Below are 19620 nucleotides of genomic sequence, written 5' to 3' on the forward strand. Positions count from 1 at the left end.
GGTTCATCGCGGCTTTCCGGGGAAGGCCGCCTTGATTTTCAGAAAAAAGTATTCTGAGTCCCTAAATCCATATGCCATGCGCTTTATCACTTTGATCTTGTTGTTCACCCCTTCCAGCACACTCGTGTGCATCGGGTAGTTTGCACTCGCCAGGATCCCCCGCATATATTTCGATAAATTTCGACCAAATCGTTGCAGCGGCGCTAGCCCGCTTTCCTTCACCTGCCGCATCCAGCTCCGCCATCGTCGCCATCCTTCCCACACGCTCGGCGCATACCAGATGCCCTTCAACCCCTCTTTCAGCACGTACACCATCGCCAGCGGTTGATTCGCCGCCAACAGCTCCTGCAACTTCACATCCTGTTTTTCACTCAACTTCGCCCGATTACGTAGCAGCAACCAACGCGCACTTTTGACCACTTTTCGCGCCGGTTTATCGCTTTTCAGTGCATTCGCCTGCTCCACTCGCACCCGGTCCACCACCTCTCGGCCATAGCGAGCCACCACGTGGAACAGGTCGTAGACCACCTCCGCCTGCGGGCAGTGTTGCTTCACCTCCAGGTCGAACGCCGTGTTCATGTCCATCGCCACCGCTTCAATCTGCTGGCATCGCTCGCCGAGCTGCTCGAAGAAGGGACGGATAGCGGCCCGGCTGTTGCCGTGCCCCACCCACAGGACGCGGATTCGCTCGGCATCCATGATCACGGTGGCATAGCGGTGTCCCTTGTGCAGGGCAAACTCATCCATCACCAGCCGCCGCACCTCCCCAAGTTCGATGGTGCCCACACTGGTCTGCAAACGGCGCTTGTCGATCTCCTTGATGGTGTGCCAACCGACCCCGGTGAGCTGGCTGACATGGCGGATGGGGAGGTACTGAACGAGCGCTTCAATCCAGCACTGCATGCGCCGGGTGAGGCGGGAGCCAGAGGGGAGCCAGTCGATATGTTCACTGACGCGACCACAGCGCAGACAGTCGACGCGGCGAACAGGCAGTTGTAACCAGACTTGTCGGTCAAATAGGTCTCGCTCACGCACCCGGCGGATACGTTGGTCGTGGATCAATGGCGTGGGTTGCAGGCATCGGCGACAACGGGGCAACAGGTCGGCGCGAGGCTCAAGGGTAAACAGGGTGTGATGGTTGGCAGAAAGCGCTTGGGCGATGACGGTATAACCTGGCCAGAAGGAGGCAATATCAATATGATGCACGGCGACAGCAGGGTGATGGTGGTGGTGTGTTTGGAGACAGCCAGTTTACCAGCACCCTGTCTGTCAACTTCCACTTCCCCAAGATCCCGCGAAGAACCTTTTTTTATGGGTAACGAAACGATGAAAGGGTTATTGATCGCTGATGACGATGGCAACCCGGCGGTTGGCGGCCCGGCCCTCTCTGGTCTTGTTATCCGCCAGCGGCATGGTCTCGCCACGGCCATGGATCTCCAGATTGGCTGGCTTCATGCCGACCGAGACCAGCACATCGGCCACCGACTGGGCCCGCTTCAGGGAGAGCTGCTGGTTGTAGCTGCTCTCACCGGTATTGTCGGTGTGACCATCCACCCGCGCCTTGTCCAACCCTACGCCAAGCAGTGTTTTACCCAGTTTTTCAACGGATTGACGCGTCTGGGGGTTGAGCGCCCCCACGTTGTTGGCAAACAGCACCCGGTTGGCCAGATCCAGCGTCCACCCCTCATCGGTCAGATAAAAGCCCTGCTCCTTGAGCACGGCGATTTGCTCCGGGGTCAACCCCTTGGGCGCGCTCTGGCAACCGGCCAGCAGCGACAACATCAACCCCAGCAGGGTCACTTTCAACAGGTGGGTGATCTTCATGGTTTGCTCCTTGTTTATGTTGTTATTCTTGCCAGTCAGGCGATGGTTTGCTGTTCACTGCGGCGCGCCCGTTTCGCCAGATACATGGCTGCATCGGCCTGATCACACAGCACGCTGGCACTCATGCCCGCCTGATAGACGGCAAAGCCGACACTCACCCCGGCCACCAGCTGACGACCGTCACGCAGCGCCACCGGTTCGCTCATCGCCTGCTGGATGCGGCCAATCACCTCTTCCACCTCATGCTGTCGCTGGAGTGGGCCAACCAGCACTGCAAACTCGTCACCACCGAGGCGAAACACCAGATCATCCGGACGCAGCTGATGTTGTACCCGTCTTGAGAGCGCGATCAGCACATCGTCACCGGCGTTGTGCCCCAGCGTGTCATTAATTTGCTTGAAGCGATCGCAGTCGAGATAGAGCAGCGCAAACCCCTCTTGCTCGCCGAGGGAGATGGCCTGCGCGAGCCGTGCTTCAAACAGGGCGCGATTGGGCAGTCCGGTGAGGGCATCGTGGGTCGCCTGATGGAGCAAGCTCGCATTCTCGCGGGCTTGCTGGGCCTGCCAGGCTTGCAATTCATCCAGCAGGGAGTTGAAGTCATCCCCCAGCTCGTTTAGCTCAACGATATCGGCCGGTGGCGCCCGCATCCCCAGGGTGCGTTGTCGGCGTACCGAGTGGGCGACAAGTGCCAGTTTGCGCAGCGGTGCGGTGATGGAGACCTGCATCCGGTCAGCCACATAGAGTGCCACCATGGCGCTCAGCATCAGACAAACCACCATCACCAGCAGCGCCGAGAGCAAAAACAGCAACAGGTATTCACCGTGGCCGCGCAGCTCGATGGTGGCGATCTGCTCACCACCCCGCAGCATGGGGAGTTTGACAGGCCCCGGCATCAGCAGTTGGGCCAGATAGTCTTCGAGCGTCACCAGCGGGTTGCTTCTGGGGCGCTCCCAACTGGCGAGCAGCTGGCCATTGGTCAGCACGATAGTGGCTTCAGCCACCTCTTCCTTGGCAACGATGCCACTGAGCGCCTCGCTCGCCGCCTCCTCATCGTGGAACACCACCGCAGCCTCAGCGCTGTAGCTGATGGCGCGTGCTACCAGCTCCAGATTGTGGTCGGCGTAAAAATGCACTACCAGCAGGGCCACCAGTGTAAAAAAGAGTCCCGCCACGCTGACGGCTGTGATGGCGGCCACCAGATGGGTTCGCCCCAGGCTCTGACGCAGGGTCAGACGGCGGGGAGCCGCGCTCACCTGTCGTCTCATGGAACCCCCTTGTCGGCATGGGCCAGCTTGAGCACGGCGGGATGCACCCGCACGCCGCTCAGGGCCAGGGCATCGAGGTTCACTTTAAACCGCACTCGCACGCTGTCCGGCGAGGTCTGCAGGCAGAACACCGAGCTGGTGGAACAGTCGTGGTTGTATTCGCTGATGCTGAGCACTGGGTGTCCCTGCAGGCGGGCAAACAGCGCAATCCGGGTCGGCTCGTCGAGTACCCCCAGATAGAGCACATCGCAGTGATCGCTGATGGCCGGATCGCTCGCCTCGTAACGATGGACCTGCACGGTACGGCCATTGGCCTGACGATCGATGGTAAAGAGGGCGCCGGCATATTCGGTCGGCGCCGCCACACACATGCGCAGCACCGCAGGCTCGGTGGGCCAGCGGGTGTAACTCATGATATCGAGCACCAGCTCCCTGACCGCCGTCGCCCGGCTCTCCGCGGCCGTTTCCGCCAGCGCGCGGGGCAACAGCAGGCCAAACGCAACCAACAGGAGCGCCAGACGGGCAGTTAAACGGGGGGAAAAGAGTAACAGCATGATCGGGAGGTGGTCGCCTTGACAATACCGCTGCTATGGCATTGCGGTTCGGGTACATGACCCCAGATAGTAAGTTGGCTGACACTGGCCTGACAAGTCTCACCCCGCCATCGACTACAGAGTTCGTGTAAAGAAAACGGAGAGCCCGTCTGGTAACGGGCTCTCTGGTGGCAGGCAGCAAGGTGGAAATCACTTCTTGCTGATGCCGTATTCCCGCAGCTTGTTGGCGATGGCGGTATGCGACACGCCCAGGCGTTTGGCCAGCTGGCGCGTCGACGGGAAGGCGGGATAGAGCCGGGCCAGCAGCTGGCTCTCGAAGCGCTTCACCGCATCGTCGAGATTCCCCTCAAACCACTCGTCGATCAGCGGCATGGTATCGGCCGCCACCGGCAGGTCGATCTGCTCGGGCCCCAGCTCATCCCCTTCCAGCAGGGTCATGGCACGGTAGAGACAGTTGCGCAGCTGACGCACGTTGCCCGGCCAGCGATAGGCGGTCAGGTAGTCGGCCATGTTGCGGGTAAAGCGCGGACGGGGTCGCTGCAACTCGCTGGCAAAGCGGGAGACAAACTGCTGGGCCAGCACCATGATGTCCGCCTTGCGCTCGCGCAGGGGGGGCAGTGCCAGACTCAGCACGTTGAGGCGATAGTAGAGATCCTCGCGGAAGGTTCCTTCGTGCACCAGATCCAGCAACTGCTTCTGGGTGGTGCAGATGAAACGCACGTTGACCTTCACCTCCTGCTCGTCACCGACCCGGCGGAACACCCCATCCTGCAACACCCGCAGGAACTTGGTCTGCAGATGGGGAGACATGTCGCCGATCTCGTCCAGCATCAGGGTGCCGCCACTCGCCAGCTCCAGCACGCCGCGCTTACCCTCGGTGTTGTTGCCAAAGGCACCGGGGGCATAACCAAACAGCTCGCTCTCGGCCACGTTATCGGGCATGGCGGCGCAGTTGAGGGCCATAAAGGGGTGACTGGAGCGCAGGCTGGCCCCGTGACAGGCACGGGCCAGCAGTTCCTTGCCGGTGCCGGTCTCGCCGACAATCAGCAGCGGCGCGTCCTGCATCGCCAGTTTGCGCGCTTGCGACAGCACCTCTTTCATCTTGGGACTCTCGGCCTGCAGATGCTCGAAGCCCCCCACTTCCACCGCATGGAGCGCGCTGAAGTGCAGGCCGACCCGACGGGCAGATTTGAGCACCACCACGGCACCGGCCAGCGCCTGCTTGCCGCGGGCTTCTGCCACGAACAGCGGCATCAGATCCGCCAGATACTCTTCGCCATTGAAACTGAGCTTGCAGGTCTGTGGCTTGATCTCGCTCGCCTCCAGCCAGCGGGTGAAGGAGAACCCCTTGACCAGCGAACCGAGCGCCACGCCGCGCACCTCCTCCACCGGCAAGCCGAGGGTGGTGAGGGCCGACTGGTTGGCCTGGGTCACCTTACCCTTGCTGTCGAGAGAGAAAACCAGATCCGGCAGCGCCTTGAGCAGCGCCTCGATCTCGTGGTGCTCTCGCTCGGAAGGCATGTAAGGGATGGTCTTGACGTCGTAGACGCCGGGAATACGGCGGATCTCCGGCATCAGGTGCTGAAAATCACTGAACTCCAGCTCGGGAAAGTTGAGATAGATGATGCCTGAGGTATCTATTTCGATGCCGCGCAGATCGATATTGTGCTCCACCAGGCGGTCGAGCAGTTCCCGGGTCAGGCCCAGGCGGTCTTCACAGCTGACTTCAAGACGCATTCGGGACACACTTCCTAGCTAACTCTATGAATGAGCGGATAATACAGTCTCGATCCCCCCAGTGCGAGCGCCAGCCCATAAAAATGCGGGCCTGCCCCGCTTTCGCAGGCAGGCCCGGGTCAACCAATGACGCTGGTGTGGGGCGCCATTACCGGAGTAACTGATCGGTACGCGCAGCCATGATGAAGTCGTTGCGGTGCAAGCCGCCAATCTTGTGGGTCCACCAGCTGACGGTCACCTTACCCCACTCGGTCAGGATGGCGGGATGGTGGAACTCCGCCTCCGCCAGCTCCCCCAGGCGGTTGGTAAACGCCAGCGCCTCCTTGAAGTTGCGAAACGTAAATTCCCGCCGCAGTTGCAGCGCCCCCTCCACCACCAGCGGTTGCCAGTCGGGAATCAGCTGCATCAGCTCGCGCAGCTCCTCATCGCTCACCTTGGGGGCATCGGCGCGGCACGCTTCACACTGCTGACTGGCCAGTTCGGACATGGGTGACTCCTGCTTGAATTAATGAAAAATTAATGAAAATGAAATAGGGTTGTTTGCTGTTGGTCAGCTCGCCTGCTTGCCAGTGGCAACCTCAAAGCGCGGCGGATAGAGGCCCAGCCGACTGGCCTCGGCCAGCGCAGCCATGATCTCCTCCCCGCTCAGCTGGTAGAGCTGGTCGAGAGTCGGCAGCACAAAATAGGTGGGCTGCATAATGTCGATGCGATACGGGGTGCGCAACACGGTCAGCAGATCGAAAGATTGCAACAGCGGCTTACCCGAGAGGGCATAGGTAGTCTCGCCGATGGAGGAGAGAATGCCGCCACCGTAGATACGCAGCCCGTCCGGCGTTGCCAAGAGGCCAAACTCCACGGTGAACCAGTAGAGCCGCGCCAGAAAGACCCGTTGTTCCTTGCTCGCCTGTTGCCCCAACTGACCGTAGAGGTGGGTAAAGTGGGCAAAGGCCGGATTGGTCAGCATGGCGCAGTGGCCAAAGATCTCGTGAAAGATATCGGGCTCTTGCAGGTAGTCGAGCTCGTCCCGGCGCCGGATAAAGGTCGCCACCGGAAACTGGCGATTGGCCAGCAGGGCGAAGAAGCGATCGAACGAGATAAGTGCAGGTACTGCCGCCACCGACCAGCCGGTCGCAGGCTGCAAGACGGCGTTGATCTCGGCCAGCTGGGGGATGCGATCACGGGGCAGCCCCAGTCTGTCGAGACCGGCCAGATACTCGTCACACCCCTTGCCATCGAGAGCGGCGAACTGACGTTCGATCAGGACCTGCCAGGTGCCGTGCTCTTCGTTGCTGTAGTGAATCACCCCGTCAGCATCCGGCTGGTGGGCGGTGTAGAAGGTTGCCATAGCGGTTCCATCCTCTGGCGCCACATCAGGCGCCTTGCCGTTTCATCACGGCTTCACTGTAACGAAATGGCAACAAAAAAAGCAGCCGACCCATGAGTCGGCTGCCGGAAACAGTTGTAAATAAATTGTGACAACCGCTATTAATCTCCAGCAGCCATCAAGGCTTATTGAGATACCCCGCCAGCTGGCCGATCAGCCGCTTGCGCAACTCGCCGAGTTTGGGTTTCTCGTCCGCACACCAGGGCAGCGGGCGGCACGCCTCTATGGTGCGCAGGCCAAGGCGAGCGGTGAGCAGCCCGGCCCCCACCCCTTGTGCGGCGCGGGCAGAGAGCTTGGCGGCAAACTCGGCGCCCAGCAAGTCCATCCCCACCTCGGTCACCAGCTCGGTGGCACCGGCGTAGAGCATGTTACGAAACACCTGACGGATGAGGCGTATGCGGCTCCAGTAGCCAAGTTCGATGGCATAGACATCGGCGATATCCTCGATCATCCGCAGGTTGCGCCACAACATCAGCATCATGTCGACGGTGGCGAGCGGGCTGAGCGCCACCAGCACAGCGGCCTCCCCCGACCATTTGGCCACCCGCGCCTGTGCCAGCTTGTCGCGCTCGGCGAGCACCAGCTGGCTATAGAGGGTCAGCACTTCCCGATCGCTGTGGCTCTCGTCGAGCTGAGCCAGCCAGGTCTGATACCCCTCGCGCCCCTTGTCGCCACTTTTGACCGCCAACCCTTCGCAAAAGGCTTGCCCCTGCCCGACTCCCTGATGGGCCAGCAGATCCTCGGCCCGCGAGCGCACATCCTGGCGCCGCTTGAGGGTGCGCAGGCGCAGCCACTCGCGCCCCACCACCCCGGCGGTGCCCGCCGCCACCAGCGCCGAGGCTGCAAGCCAGGCGCTGCCCCAGAGCGGGGTGGTGAGGAATTGATCGTAAAGAAAGGCGCCATACTGGCCCAACGAGAGCAGACCGACCGCCCCCAGCCCCCACGCCAGCAGCCGATGACGGCGACGCGGTTTGCTGACGAGGGCGCTCTCCACCTCGGTGAAATCGTCCAGCTCGTCGAGGCGCTCGAAGCTCGCCTCCTCCAGCCGCTGGGCCGTTGCGGGCGGTCGCTCGTCACTGGCCACCGTCATGGCAGGCTCAAGGATCACCTTGCCCTGCAGCGGTGGCCGCTCTTTTATCTGATCGTTCATCGCATTGTTCTCCTGTGCGCAGCCTTCGGCTCAGGTGCCAAGACCGCACACCGTTATTCGAGGTGATCCCCGAGCAGAAACTCCAGCGCCGCATCGAGCCGGATATGGGGCAGCGCCTGATGGGCGCTCATGGGCATGGGGCGAAACGCCTGAAAATCAAAGCCCTGACTGTTCCACCACTGCGCGGGCGGAATATGGGGCGGCACCTCCCCGGGGAAGAGCAGCAGCGGCTCACCGCTTAGGCTGGTGCCGCGGATGGCGGGAAACTCGCGGCCATTGGCCACCCCCTTGCCCACCTCGGTCGCCTTGATGGCGGCGAGCGCCAGACACTCGGTAGTGATCCCCTCGAAACGGGCCTGGCCGCGGCCGCTGCGCACCAGATGCTGGAGCAGGGAGACCATGGGCGCATGCTGTTCGGGGGTGACGTGATCGGCCTTGCTCGCCACAAACAGCAGTTTGTCGATACGGGGCGAGAAGAGCCGCCGCCACCAGTTGCTCTTGCCGTAGGCAAAGCTCTCCATGATGCGGGCGATGGCCTGCTGCATGTCACCAAAGCTGGCTGCCCCGGCGTTGAGGGGCTGCAGGCAATCCACCAGCACGATCTGGCGATCGAAACCGGCAAAGTGCTGCTCATAAAAACCCTGCACCAGATGCTGCTTGTACTGCTCGAAGCGCTGCCTGAGGGTGGCGTAGAGGGTGCCATCGGCAGGCTCGCCGGCGGGCATCTCCCACACCCAGGGGACAAATTGCAGCATGGGGGCACCGGCATACTCCCCCGGCAAGACGAAGCGACCGGGCTGGATCAGGTGCAACCCCAACTCCTGTTTGCAGGCGTGCAGATAGGCGGTGTAGCGCTCGGCTAGCTCAGCCACCGGCCGCTCTTCGAAGCGCTGATCGACCTGCCACCCGGGTGTCAGCCAGCTGGCGGCAAGTGCCTGCAGCTCTGGGCGACGAAGCTGCTCGCGCACCTGTTCGCTCCACTGCTCGTAGCTCATCTCAAGGAGCGGCAAGTCGAGCAGCCACTCCCCGGGGTAGTCCACCAGATCCACGTAGAGGGTGGAGATCTCCCCCAGATGCTTGCGCAGAGGATGACGGGTGCGATAGCGAATTTCGAGCCGCACTTCGGCCACGCCGCGGGTGGGCTCTGGCCAGGCCGGTGGATCGCCAAATAGGGAATCGAGGCCGCGCTCGTAGGCAAAGGTGGGAATGTGGGCATTGAGCTGCGGCACCCGGCGAGCGCCGAGAATGCGCCCCTGACGCAGGGCATCCCACAACGGCAAACGGCCATCGATGGCCGCGTGTTCCAGCTGGTTGACCAGCGCCGTGATAAAGGCGGTTTTGCCGCTGCGAGAGAGGCCGGTCACCGCCAGCCGAATATGGCGATCCCGCACCCGGTTCACCACGTCGTTCGCCTTGTGTTGCAGGCGAGTCAACTTCTGTTCCAGTTTATTGAGTATCAAGGCTTGACCCGTTCTCCCTTGGTGGTTGCATCTGGATAGCTGGTGTCGATGGTGGCGCATCACGGGAGGCGCCGCCATCGACATGGGGGCTTCAGCAAGAACTACAGCTTGCGAAATTCCCGCTGCAGGGTGAACTCCCTGGAGGTCACCAGCTTCTCGATCCGCTGAACTCTGGGCTCCAGCGCGTCAAGTTCCTGCGCGATGCGGCCCAGCGCCTGATGAGGGGTGATCCCCGCCTGCCAGCTGCGCGCCTTCATCCGCACCTCGGCAAAGTCGGCATCCTCTTGCGAATAGAGGGTGACCGGCTTTTTATCGAGCAAGAACCAGGCAGCGATATAGGCGGTGAAGGTAATGAAACCGGCGAAGATAAGGCCACTGATGGCGAGCAGCCGCACGATCCAGGTCTCCACCCCGAAATACTCAGCCAAACCGGCACAGATCCCGGCTATCTTGCCACGCTGGGGATCGCGATAGAGGTTACGCCCTTCACGACTGACACTGCTCATACCTTGTTCCTCCAACCGGGTACTTCCGCATCCAGAATCGACTCCAGCGCGCCCACTCGCTCCTGCATCTTCTCGGTGCGAGCCAGCAGCCCTTGTAGCTGTTCCCGCTCGCTATCGGCAAGACCGGCGCCAATCCGCCCCTTGGCACGATAGTGCAGCACCAGCCAGATGGGAGCTACCACCACCATGAAGACCACCATGGGAACCATCAATACGCCCAGCAGATCTTCCATCTGTTACTCCCCCTGTTTGCCTTCGCTTTTGCTGTCGCCCTGGCCCAGCTTCTGGCGCATCGCCTCCAGCTCGCGGCTGATCTGGTCATCCACTTCCAGTTCGGCAAACTGCTGCGCCAGCGCCTTGTCGGACTGACCCAGATCGGCGCGCGCTTCCATTTCGTCGATGCGACGCTCCATCCGCTCAAACTTGCTCACCACCGCCTGGCTCTCGCCACGGGCTACCTGACTCTGCACATTGAGACGGCTGCTGGCCGCTTCGGTGCGAATGGCCATCGCCTTTTGACGGGCGCGGGCATCTTCCAGCTTGGCTTCGAGCTGACGGATCTCTTCACCCAGCTTCTCGATGCCGCTGTCGACCGCTTGCTGCTCGCGGTAGAGGGTCTCTGACAACTCGGTCTGTTTCTTCTTCTCGATAAGGGCGGCGCGGGCCAGATCTTCACGCCCCTTGGTCAGGGCCAGCTCGGCCTTGGCTTGCCACTCGTCGACCCGCTCCTGATGACGGGCGACCTGACGGCCAATCTCTTTCTGGCTGGCGAGGAAGCGGGCCAGATTGGAGCGCTCCTTGACCAACTCGTCCTCCATCTCCTGGATGATCAGGCGCACCATCTTCTGGGGATCTTCTGCCTTGTCGAGCAGGGCCGTCAGGTTGGAATTGATGATGTCGGCCAGACGGGAAAAAATACTCATGATTGCACTCCTGTTATTGGCATGGCGTTGTTTCTCCATTGACAATGGCAACTTGTGTGCCAATCTGGAACAAAATTTAACTTGTTGATTTATATGGGGCAGAATAGCCGGATTGCAAGATGCCTCGAGCAAGAGATGATTAAAATCACCAACTTTTGGTAAGATTGACCAGCTTTTACAACTGACAGGGATCACTATGACCACGGCCACGGAAAGCCTGCTGGGGGAATCCAACGCATTTCTCGAGATCATTGAGCAGGCCTCACGGCTCGCCCCGCTGCGCAAACCCGTGCTGATCATCGGTGAGCGGGGGACGGGCAAGGAGCTGATCGCCCACCGCCTACATTATCTCTCGGCGCGCTGGGATCAAAGCTTTGTCACCATCAACTGCGCTACCCTGAGCGAGAGCCTGCTGGAGACCGAACTGTTCGGTCACGAGGCGGGATCGTTTACCGGTGCAGCCAAGCGCCATCAGGGCCGCTTCGAGCGGGCCGATGGCGGCACCCTCTTCCTCGACGAGCTGGCCACCACCAGCGCCCGGGTGCAGGAGAAGCTGCTGCGGGTCATCGAGTATGGCGAGTTCGAGCGGGTGGGCGGGGCCAAGCCCCTCAAGGTGGATGTGCGGCTGGTCTGCGCCACCAACGAGGATCTCCCTGCGCTGGCCAACAAGGGTCAGTTTCGCCACGATCTGCTCGACCGGCTCGCGTTTGATGTGATCACCCTCCCCCCCTTGCGGGAGCGGCGGGAAGATATCCTGATGCTGGCGGAGCACTTCGCCCACAGCATGACCCGGGAGCTGGGCTATCCGCTGTTTGCCGGTTTCTCGCGCAAGGCAACCCAGCTGCTGCTGGATTACCACTGGCCGGGCAACGTGCGGGAGCTGAAGAACGTGGTGGAGCGCAGTATCTATCGTCAGGGCAATCCCCAACTGCCGCTCTCGCCCCTGGTGCTCAACCCGTTTGATTCGCCATGGCGACCACAGGTCACGCAACCTGCGCAAGAGGCCCGAAGCGAGGTACAATCTGCATCCCCCCTCGCCTTGCCGCTCGATCTCAAGCAGGCGGTGGCGGAGTACGAGATTAATTTACTCAAGCAAGCGATGCAGCAATCCCAGTATAATCAGCGCAAAGCCGCTCAACTGCTGGCCTTAAGCTATCACCAGTTCCGTGGCATGCTACGCAAATATCAGCTGCTGGATGGCGATAACGATGCAGAACAAGAGTGAAGGAGCGCGGTTGATGCCGACTCCAGCAACACGCCAGCCTTCGCGCTGGCACATTTGTATCAAAACGTGCGTACAAAACCCCTATAAGAACATGGTTCAACAATGAGAATGCTCACACCCTTGCTGCTGGGTCTGCTGGTGCTGGTCACCGGCTGCCAGAAGCAACCCGAGGCCTCCAAAACCGGACTCATCTATTGTGCTGAGGGATCCCCCCTCTCCTTCAATCCCCATGTTTCCAACTCCGGGGTGACACTGGATGCCAGTGCCCGTCCGCTCTACGACCGCCTGCTGGAGGTGAACCCCAACACCCTGGCGCTGGAGCCGGCGCTCGCCACCAACTGGCATGTCAGCGAGGATGGCCTCACCTATACCCTGACCCTGCGCAAGGGGGTGACGTTTCACCATACCCCCTGGTTCAAGCCCACCCGCACTTTCAATGCCGATGACGTGGTCTTTACCTATGCCCGCCAGCTGGACGAGCAGCACCCCTATCACAATGTCTCCGGCGGCGATTACCCCTACTTCTACAGCCTGGGGCAAGATCTGCTGATCAAGCGGGTGAGCAAGAAGGGGCCGCAGACGGTGGTATTCGAGCTGAACCAGCCGAACGCCTCCTTCCTCGCCACCCTGGCCAGCGACTATGCGGTGATCCTCTCCGCCGAATACGCCGAGCAGATGTTGCAGGCGGGCACCCCTGCCCTGCTGGATAGCCGCCCCATCGGCACCGGGCCGTTCAGCTTCAAGGAGTATCGCCACAACGAGTTCATTCGCTATCTGCGCCATCCCGGCTATTGGGGCGGCGATGCCAAGATTGAACAGCTGGTCTACGACATTACCCCCAAATCCGCCAAACGGCTGGCCAAGCTGCTGACCGGCGAGTGCGACGTGATGAGCACCCCTTCCGCCAGCCAGCTCTCGGTGATCAAGCAAAATCCGGCGCTGAGCCTCTCGGTCCAGTCGGGGATGAACGTCGCCTTTTTGGCCCTCAATACCCGCAAGCCGCCGTTCAACAACGTCAAGGTGCGGCAGGCCATTGCCAGCGCCATCAATATCGACAACCTGCTTCAGGCGGTCTATTTCGATACCGGCCTGCCCGCCAACAGCCTGCTGCCGACCCTCTCATGGGGGTACAACCCCAGCCTGCCCGAGCGCAAACCCGATCTGAAACGGGCGCGCCAGCTGCTCAAGGAGGCGGGTCTGGAGAAAGGGTTCGAGATGCAGGTGCTGGTACAACCGGACGCCCGCCCCTACAACCCGGATGCGGTCAAGACCGCCCAGCTGATCCGCAGCGATCTGGCCAAGGTCGGGATCAAGCTCAAGATCGTGCAACGGGAGTGGCCGGTGATCGAAGGCCGCCTCACCAAGGGGCAGTACGACAGCCTGCTCTCTGGCTGGATTGCCGACAACGCCGACCCGGACAACTTCTTCCGCCAGTTGCTGAGCTGCTCGGCAGTGGAGCGCGGCAACAACTACAGCCGCTGGTGTAGCCCGGCCTTCGATCAGTTGCTGGATGATGCGGTCACCACGCCCCAGCTCTCGTTCCGGCTGCGCAACTACTACTATGCCCAGACCCTGCTTAACGAACAGCTGCCGCTGATCCCGCTGGCACACGCCTTGCGTACCCAGGTCAGCCGCAGCGACATCGAGGGGCTGACGCTGATGCCCTTTGGCGGCACCTCCTTCAACCAGGCTCACAGGGAGTAAGCATGCTTCTATACACCTTGCGCCGCATCAACCTGCTGCTCATCACCCTGCTGGCGCTGACCTTTGTTGCCTATCTGCTGGACTATCGGCTGATCGGCCATCAGCTCAGCTTCTGGAGCGGCTATCCCGATTTCCTGCGCCGCATTTTCGCAGGTGACCTGGGGCTCTCCAGCGTCTCCGGACTGCCGGTGCTGGACGAGATCCGCCACTACTTCCCGGCGACCCTGATCCTCTGTCTGGCGGCGTTCGCCATCTCGCTGCTGGTGGGGATTCCTCTCGGCACCCTGGCGGCCCTGTCACAGGGCAAGACGCTGGATCTCTCCATCATGACTGCCGGTCTTATCGGCTATGCGGTGCCGGTGTTCTGGCTGGCGCTGCTGGTGGTGATGCTCTTTTCGCTGGATCTCGGCTGGCTGCCAGCCTCCGGGCAGATCAGCCTGCTCTACGACGTCCCCCCCATCACGGGCATCGTGGTGATCGATGTGCTGCTCAGCAACGAACCCTGGCGGCAAGCGGCGCTGCACGATGCCCTGCGCCACCTCATTCTCCCGTCACTGGTGCTGGCGGTGGTGCCCACCACCGAGGTGATCCGCCATGTGCGCAGCTCCCTCATCGACGTGATGAAGCAGAACTACATCAAGGCGGCGGCGAGCCGGGGCCTTTCCAAGGCGCAGATCGTCTGGCGCCATGGTCTGAAGAACGCCCTGCCGCCGGTACTGCCGCTGCTGGGTCTGCAGCTAGGCAGCGTACTCACCTCCGCCATGATCACCGAGGTGGTGTTCGAGTGGCACGGGATCGGCCGCTGGCTCATCAGCAGCATCGCCCTGCAGGATTACGCCGCCATTCGCGGCGCGACCCTGGTGGTGGCCAGTTTCGTGATCCTGACCAGCGTCAGCACCGAGTTGCTGACCACCCTTATCTATCCGGCACGGCGCAAAGAGTTGTATGCCAAACAAGATTGAACGCGCTCATGGCGTGACCAGGAGCCAGGTATCCTATGCAAGATAAATCGAACATCTATCCCGAGCTCAAGATCCTCTCACCCCTTGAGCAGACGTGGGCCTCATACAGCCGCAATCCGTTGGCGATGGCGGGGCTCTGGTGCTTTTTGCTGTTGCTGTTCATCACGCTGGTGGGGCCGCTGGTCGTCCCCTACGGCATCGATGAACAGCACACCGACAAGCTGCTGCTCGCCCCCTCCTGGGCGGCGACCGGCAACATCGACTACTTCCTCGGCACCGACGATCTGGGGCGCGACATGCTCTCCCGGCTGGTGGTAGGGGCGCGTCTCACTTTTGGTTACGCGCTGGTCGTTGTGGTGATCGCCATGGTGGTGGGCTCCGCCATCGGTATCCTCGGCGGCATGAGCAAGGGGCTTAAATCGAGCGTGCTGCACCACCTGCTCGATACCCTGCTCTCCATCCCCTCCCTGCTGATGGCCATCATCATGGTCGCCATCATGGGGCCGGGTTTTGGCAATACCCTGATAGCCATTACCCTGGCGTTGATCCCGCCCTTTATCCGGGCCACCTACAACGCAGTACATGCCGAGATGCAGAAGGAGTACATCACCGCCAGCCGTCTCGATGGCTCGCCCCCCTTCCGGATCATGCGTCTGGCTATTTTGCCCAACATTGTCGAAACCCTGGTGGCCCAGACCACCCGCACCTTGTCGGCAGCCATTCTCGATATCTCGGCGGTCGGGTTTCTCGGTCTAGGCGCCCAGTCTCCCCAACCGGAGTGGGGCACCATGCTGGCCGATTCGAGCGACCTTATCTATCTCGCCCCCTGGACTGTCACCCTGCCCGGCATCGCCATCCTGTTCAGCGTGCTGGTGACCAATTTAGTTGGTGAAGGCATTCGTGAAGCACTCAAAGAGGGGAATGACTGATGCCGCTGCTCGATATTCGCAATCTCACCATCGAGATCGACACCCCGCAAGGCAAGGTCAAGGCGGTGGACAAGGTGAGCCTGACCCTGACCGAGGGGGAGATCCGCGGTCTGGTGGGTGAATCCGGCTCCGGCAAGAGTCTGATCGCCAAAGTGATCGTCGGCATCGAGAAGGACAACTGGACGGTACGTGCCGACCGGATGCGCTTCAACGACATGGATCTGCTGACCATGGCCCCCAAGGAGCGCCGTCGCATCATGGGTCGCGAGATCGCCATGATCTTCCAGGACCCCATCAGCTGTCTCGACCCCTCCGAGGAGATCGGCACCCAGCTGGAAGAGGCGATCCCGACCGATTCGTTCGAGGGACAATTCTGGCAGCGCTTCCAGTGGCGCAAGAAGAAGGCCATCGCCCTGCTGCACCGGGTAGGCGTCAAGGATCACCGCAAGGTGATGCGCGCCTATCCCCACGAGCTGTCGGATGGCATGTGCCAGAAGGTGATGATCGCCATGGCCATTGCCAACCAGCCGCGTCTGCTGGTAGCCGACGAGCCCACCAGCGCCATGGAGTCCACCACCCACTCCCAGATCCTGCGACTGCTGGACAAGATGAACAAGCTGGGTAATACCACCATCCTGATCATCAGTAACGATATCGCCGCCATCGCCAATCTGACTGATACCATCAACGTGATGTATTGCGGCCAGATGGTGGAAGTGGGCACCCGGGAGCAGATCCTCGAAACCCCGCATCACCCCTATACCGATGCCCTGCTCAAATCGATCCCCGACTTTGACAAGCTGGTGCGCCACAAGTCGCGCCTCGAGACCCTGCCCGGCGTCATCCCGCCGCTGCAACACCTGCCCATCGGCTGCCGTCTGGGGCCGCGCTGCCCCTACGCCCAGAAGCAGTGCGTGCAAACTCCGTTGATGAACAAGATCAAGGGCCATCAGTTCAGCTGCCACTTCCCGCTGAACATGGAGGAGCCCAAAAAATGATGACCGTTAATGCCCCCATGAAGGAGCCCCGCTTGTGATCGAGCCATCCCTGTTGCAGGTCAGAGGCCTTAGCAAAACCTACCAGAACCGTACCGGTCTGTTTCGTCGTCAGGCGGTAGAGGCGATCAAGCCCCTCTCGTTTGACCTCGAAGTGGGCCAGACCCTCGCCATCGTCGGCGAGGCAGGCTCCGGCAAGAGCACCCTCGCCCGCATTCTGGCTGGCATGATCGAACCCACCAGCGGCGACATCGCCATCGACGGCCAGCTGATGGTGCATGGCGATTACCAGACTCGCTGCAAACTGCTGCGGATGATTTTTCAGGATCCCAACACCTCGCTGAACCGCAAGATCCGGGTCGGCCAGATCCTGGAAACCCCGCTGCGTCTCAACACCGAGATGACCGAGGAGGAGCGCCGCGAGAAGGTGGTGCAAACCCTGCGCATGGTGGGGATGCTGCCGGACCACTCCCTGTTTTATCCGCAGATGCTCTCCTCCGGTCAGCAACAGCGGGTGGCGCTGGCACGCGCGCTGATCCTCAACCCCAAGATCGTGGTGGCCGATGAGGCGCTCTCCACCCTGGATATCTCGGTGCGCTCCCAGATCATCAACCTGCTGCTGGAGATGCAGGAGACCATGGGGCTGAGCTATGTGCTGGTAGCCAACGATTTGGGCATCGTCAGCCATATCAGCGACGAGGTGCTGGTGATGCACGAAGGTCGGGTGGTGGAGCGCGGCAAGACTCTCAAGGTGTTTGCCGATCCCCAGCATGAGGTGACTCGCCGTCTCATCCAGAACTACAACAACGAATACCGTAAATAGAGAGGCGCTGGCCGCTTCCCTTGCCGCTGTGTTTCGCCGAGCTCACTCGGCGAGATCAAAAAAGCCCACTGCATGCAGTGGGCTTTCTGTTACCGGCGTTGCTGCTTAGGCTTGCAGCAGCAGACGGTTGATGCGGGAGACGAAGCTCGCCGGATCGTTCAGCCCGCCCTGCTCGGCCAGCTGGGCCTGTTCGTGCAGCAGGGTGACCCACTCACCGAATAGAGCCTCGTCTTCAATGGTGTCGAGTTTCTTCACCAGCGCGTGATCAGGGTTGAGCTCCAGAATGTACTTCTGCTCCGGTACCGGCTGGCCGGCCGCGCGCATCAGCTTGATCATCTGGGTGCTCATACCGTAGGCGTCGGTGACGATGCATGAGGGGGAGTCGGTCAGACGGTGGGTGACACGCACCTCTTTCACTGCATCGCCCAAGCTCTTCTTGACCCGCTCCACCAGACCGGCGTTGGCCTTTTCGGCCTCTTCCTGGGCCTGCTTGGAGGCTTCGTCTTCCAGATCGCCGAGATCCAGTTCGCCACGGGTGACGGAGATAAGCTGCTTGCCGTCGAACTCGGTCAGGTGGCTCATCAGCCACTCGTCCACGCGCTCCCACATCAGCAGCACTTCGACACCCTTCTTGCGGAAGATCTCGAGGTGCGGGCTGTTCTTGGCAGCGGCATAGGAGTCAGCAGTGATGTAGTAGATCTTCTGCTGGCCTTCCTTCATGCGACCAACGTAATCCTCGAGAGAGACGGTCTGGGCTTCGCCCTCGCCCGCGGTGCTGGCAAAGCGCAGGAGCTTGGCGATCTCTTCGCGGTTGGCGTAATCCTCGGCCGGGCCCTCTTTGAGCACGTTACCGAACTCTTTCCAGAATTTGGCGTACTTCTCGGCATCGTCTTTCGCCAGCTTGGAGAGCATGGTCAGCACGCGCTTGGAGCAAGCCTTGCGCAGAGAGGCGGTCACCTTGTTGTCCTGCAGGATTTCACGGCTGACGTTGAGCGGCAGATCGTTGGAGTCCAGCACCCCTTTGACGAAGCGCAGGTAGGTCGGCATAAACTGCTCGGCGTCGTCCATGATGAAGACGCGCTGCACGTAGAGCTTCAGACCGTGCTTCTGCTCGCGGTTGTAGAGGTCGAACGGTGCGCGGGCCGGTACGTAGAGCAGGCTGGTGTACTCCTGCGCCCCTTCCACCCGGTTGTGACCCCACAGCAGCGGATCTTCAAAGTCGTGGGCGACGTGCTTGTAGAACTCCTGATACTCCTCGTCCTTGATATCTTTCGGGTTGCGGGTCCACAGTGCAGTGGCGCGGTTGACCTGTTCCCACTCGCCCGGGGTGCCGACGATGGTCTCGCCATCCTCTTCCCGATCCGGGGTACCCTCTTTGAACATCTCGACCGGTACGCTGATGTGATCGGAATATTTACCCACCACGGAGCGCAGACGCCAGTCGTCGAGGAACTCGTCCTCTTCGGCACGCAGGTGCAGGATAACGTCGGTACCGCGACCCTCTTTGGTCACGTCAGCGACGGTGAAGGAGCCTTCCCCTTCAGATTCCCACTGTACGCCCTGCTCCGGAGCAGTACCGGCGGCGCGGGAGACCACGGTCACCTTGTCGGCCACGATAAAGGCGGAGTAGAAACCGACCCCGAACTGACCGATCAGCTGGGAATCCTTACCCTGATCGCCGGAGAGGTTTTTGAAGAATTCTGCGGTGCCGGACTTGGCGATGGTACCCAGGTGCTCAATCACCTGCTCACGGGTCATACCGATCCCGTTATCGGAGATGGTCAGGGTACGCTTCTCTTTGTCCACCACCAGACGCACACGCAACTGGCCGTCGTTTTCGAACAAAGAGGCATCGGAAAGCGCCTTGAAGCGCAGCTTGTCCGCCGCATCGGAGGCGTTGGAGATCAGCTCGCGCAGGAATACTTCTTTGTTGGAGTAGAGGCTGTGAGCCATCAGGCTCAGCAGTTGTTTGACTTCAGTTTGAAAGCCGTGGGTTTCGGCATGAACACTTTGGGTCATGGACCAATCCTCAGAAACATCGGGTTGAACATACGCCCAACCTAGATGGGGACGGCCAATCAAATATCAAGGGGCGAGTGTGCAATCCCGCTCACTCGCCCCTTTAAATCCGCTCAAACGGCTATTTCTTACCCAGCGCGACCGCTATTAATGCGGGGAA

Annotated in this window: 19 protein-coding genes; 6 read left to right on the forward strand and 13 right to left on the reverse strand. The window is 61.1% G+C overall.

Annotated features, from left to right (window positions below):
• Positions 1–3: 3 nt before the first annotated feature.
• The 12 genes from AB5Y97_RS04530 to pspA all read right to left on the reverse strand — a co-directional run bounded on the left by AB5Y97_RS04530 (position 4) and on the right by pspA (position 10803).
• The gene (locus AB5Y97_RS04530) at positions 4–1206 is read right to left on the reverse strand and encodes an ISL3-like element ISAeme19 family transposase (protein ID WP_368157222.1); all 1203 of its coding nucleotides are present in this window, start codon (positions 1204–1206) and stop codon (positions 4–6) included.
• Positions 1207–1335: 129 nt separating this feature from the next.
• Positions 1336–1824 carry an OmpA family protein gene (locus tag AB5Y97_RS04535; protein WP_005333642.1) on the reverse strand — a complete coding sequence of 163 codons (489 nt, stop codon included), beginning with the start codon at positions 1822–1824 and terminating at the stop codon, positions 1336–1338.
• A gap of 35 nt (positions 1825–1859) precedes the next feature.
• Positions 1860–3089: a diguanylate cyclase gene (locus AB5Y97_RS04540; RefSeq protein ID WP_201947936.1), complete on the reverse strand. Its 1230-nt coding sequence runs from the start codon at positions 3087–3089 to the stop codon at positions 1860–1862.
• Positions 3086–3643: a YfiR family protein gene (locus AB5Y97_RS04545; protein ID WP_005333646.1), complete on the reverse strand. Its 558-nt coding sequence runs from the start codon at positions 3641–3643 to the stop codon at positions 3086–3088. Before AB5Y97_RS04545 ends, AB5Y97_RS04540 begins: the two co-directional genes overlap by 4 nt.
• A 189-nt stretch (positions 3644–3832) precedes the next feature.
• Positions 3833–5380 carry a transcriptional regulator TyrR gene (tyrR, locus tag AB5Y97_RS04550; protein WP_005333656.1) on the reverse strand — a complete coding sequence of 516 codons (1548 nt, stop codon included), beginning with the start codon at positions 5378–5380 and terminating at the stop codon, positions 3833–3835.
• 148 nt (positions 5381–5528) lie between these two features.
• Positions 5529–5867 carry a 4a-hydroxytetrahydrobiopterin dehydratase gene (locus tag AB5Y97_RS04555; RefSeq protein WP_021231380.1) on the reverse strand — a complete coding sequence of 113 codons (339 nt, stop codon included), beginning with the start codon at positions 5865–5867 and terminating at the stop codon, positions 5529–5531.
• Between the two features lie 63 nt (positions 5868–5930).
• Positions 5931–6725, reverse strand: a complete 795-nt coding sequence (phhA, locus tag AB5Y97_RS04560; RefSeq protein WP_201947934.1) for a phenylalanine 4-monooxygenase — start codon at positions 6723–6725, stop codon at positions 5931–5933.
• A 157-nt stretch (positions 6726–6882) separates the two neighbouring features.
• Positions 6883–7914, reverse strand: a complete 1032-nt coding sequence (locus AB5Y97_RS04565) for a YcjF family protein (RefSeq protein WP_201947932.1) — start codon at positions 7912–7914, stop codon at positions 6883–6885.
• A gap of 53 nt (positions 7915–7967) precedes the next feature.
• A complete protein-coding gene (locus AB5Y97_RS04570; protein ID WP_201947931.1) occupies positions 7968–9374 on the reverse strand; it encodes a YcjX family protein in 1407 nt (468 codons plus the stop codon).
• Between the two features lie 101 nt (positions 9375–9475).
• Entirely contained in the window at positions 9476–9880 is a 405-nt protein-coding gene (gene pspC, locus AB5Y97_RS04575; protein ID WP_005333670.1) for an envelope stress response membrane protein PspC, read from the reverse strand.
• Positions 9877–10113, reverse strand: a complete 237-nt coding sequence (gene pspB, locus AB5Y97_RS04580; protein WP_005333672.1) for an envelope stress response membrane protein PspB — start codon at positions 10111–10113, stop codon at positions 9877–9879. Before pspB ends, pspC begins: the two co-directional genes overlap by 4 nt.
• Before the next feature lie 3 nt (positions 10114–10116).
• Positions 10117–10803: a phage shock protein PspA gene (pspA, locus tag AB5Y97_RS04585; RefSeq protein ID WP_005361184.1), complete on the reverse strand. Its 687-nt coding sequence runs from the start codon at positions 10801–10803 to the stop codon at positions 10117–10119.
• Positions 10804–10999: 196 nt separating this feature from the next.
• On the opposite strand from pspA, the gene pspF reads away from it, so the two are divergent.
• From pspF to AB5Y97_RS04615, 6 genes are all read left to right on the forward strand, one after another.
• Positions 11000–12028, forward strand: coding sequence for a phage shock protein operon transcriptional activator (pspF, locus tag AB5Y97_RS04590; protein ID WP_368157294.1), 1029 nt, complete (start codon positions 11000–11002; stop codon positions 12026–12028).
• 108 nt (positions 12029–12136) lie between these two features.
• Entirely contained in the window at positions 12137–13732 is a 1596-nt protein-coding gene (gene sapA, locus AB5Y97_RS04595) for an ABC transporter substrate-binding protein SapA (protein WP_041202111.1), read from the forward strand.
• A gap of 2 nt (positions 13733–13734) precedes the next feature.
• On the forward strand, positions 13735–14694 hold the full coding sequence (locus tag AB5Y97_RS04600) for an ABC transporter permease subunit (RefSeq protein ID WP_201947929.1): 960 nt from the start codon (positions 13735–13737) through the stop codon (positions 14692–14694).
• 35 nt (positions 14695–14729) lie between these two features.
• Complete coding sequence (locus tag AB5Y97_RS04605; protein ID WP_368157295.1) at positions 14730–15623, forward strand: ABC transporter permease subunit; 894 nt, start codon at positions 14730–14732, stop codon at positions 15621–15623.
• Positions 15623–16621, forward strand: a complete 999-nt coding sequence (locus AB5Y97_RS04610; protein ID WP_005333679.1) for an oligopeptide/dipeptide ABC transporter ATP-binding protein — start codon at positions 15623–15625, stop codon at positions 16619–16621. The genes AB5Y97_RS04605 and AB5Y97_RS04610 overlap by 1 nt, the downstream gene beginning before the upstream one ends.
• Positions 16622–16655: 34 nt before the next feature.
• Positions 16656–17441: an ATP-binding cassette domain-containing protein gene (locus AB5Y97_RS04615; RefSeq protein ID WP_201947927.1), complete on the forward strand. Its 786-nt coding sequence runs from the start codon at positions 16656–16658 to the stop codon at positions 17439–17441.
• 105 nt (positions 17442–17546) lie between these two features.
• On the opposite strand, the gene htpG is transcribed toward AB5Y97_RS04615, so the two are convergent.
• Positions 17547–19460, reverse strand: coding sequence for a molecular chaperone HtpG (gene htpG / locus AB5Y97_RS04620; protein WP_201947925.1), 1914 nt, complete (start codon positions 19458–19460; stop codon positions 17547–17549).
• Between the last annotated feature and the right edge of the window lie 160 nt (positions 19461–19620).

The organism is Aeromonas sp. R10-2, from assembly GCF_040908445.1.
Taxonomy (GTDB): Bacteria; Pseudomonadota; Gammaproteobacteria; order Enterobacterales; family Aeromonadaceae; genus Aeromonas; species Aeromonas veronii.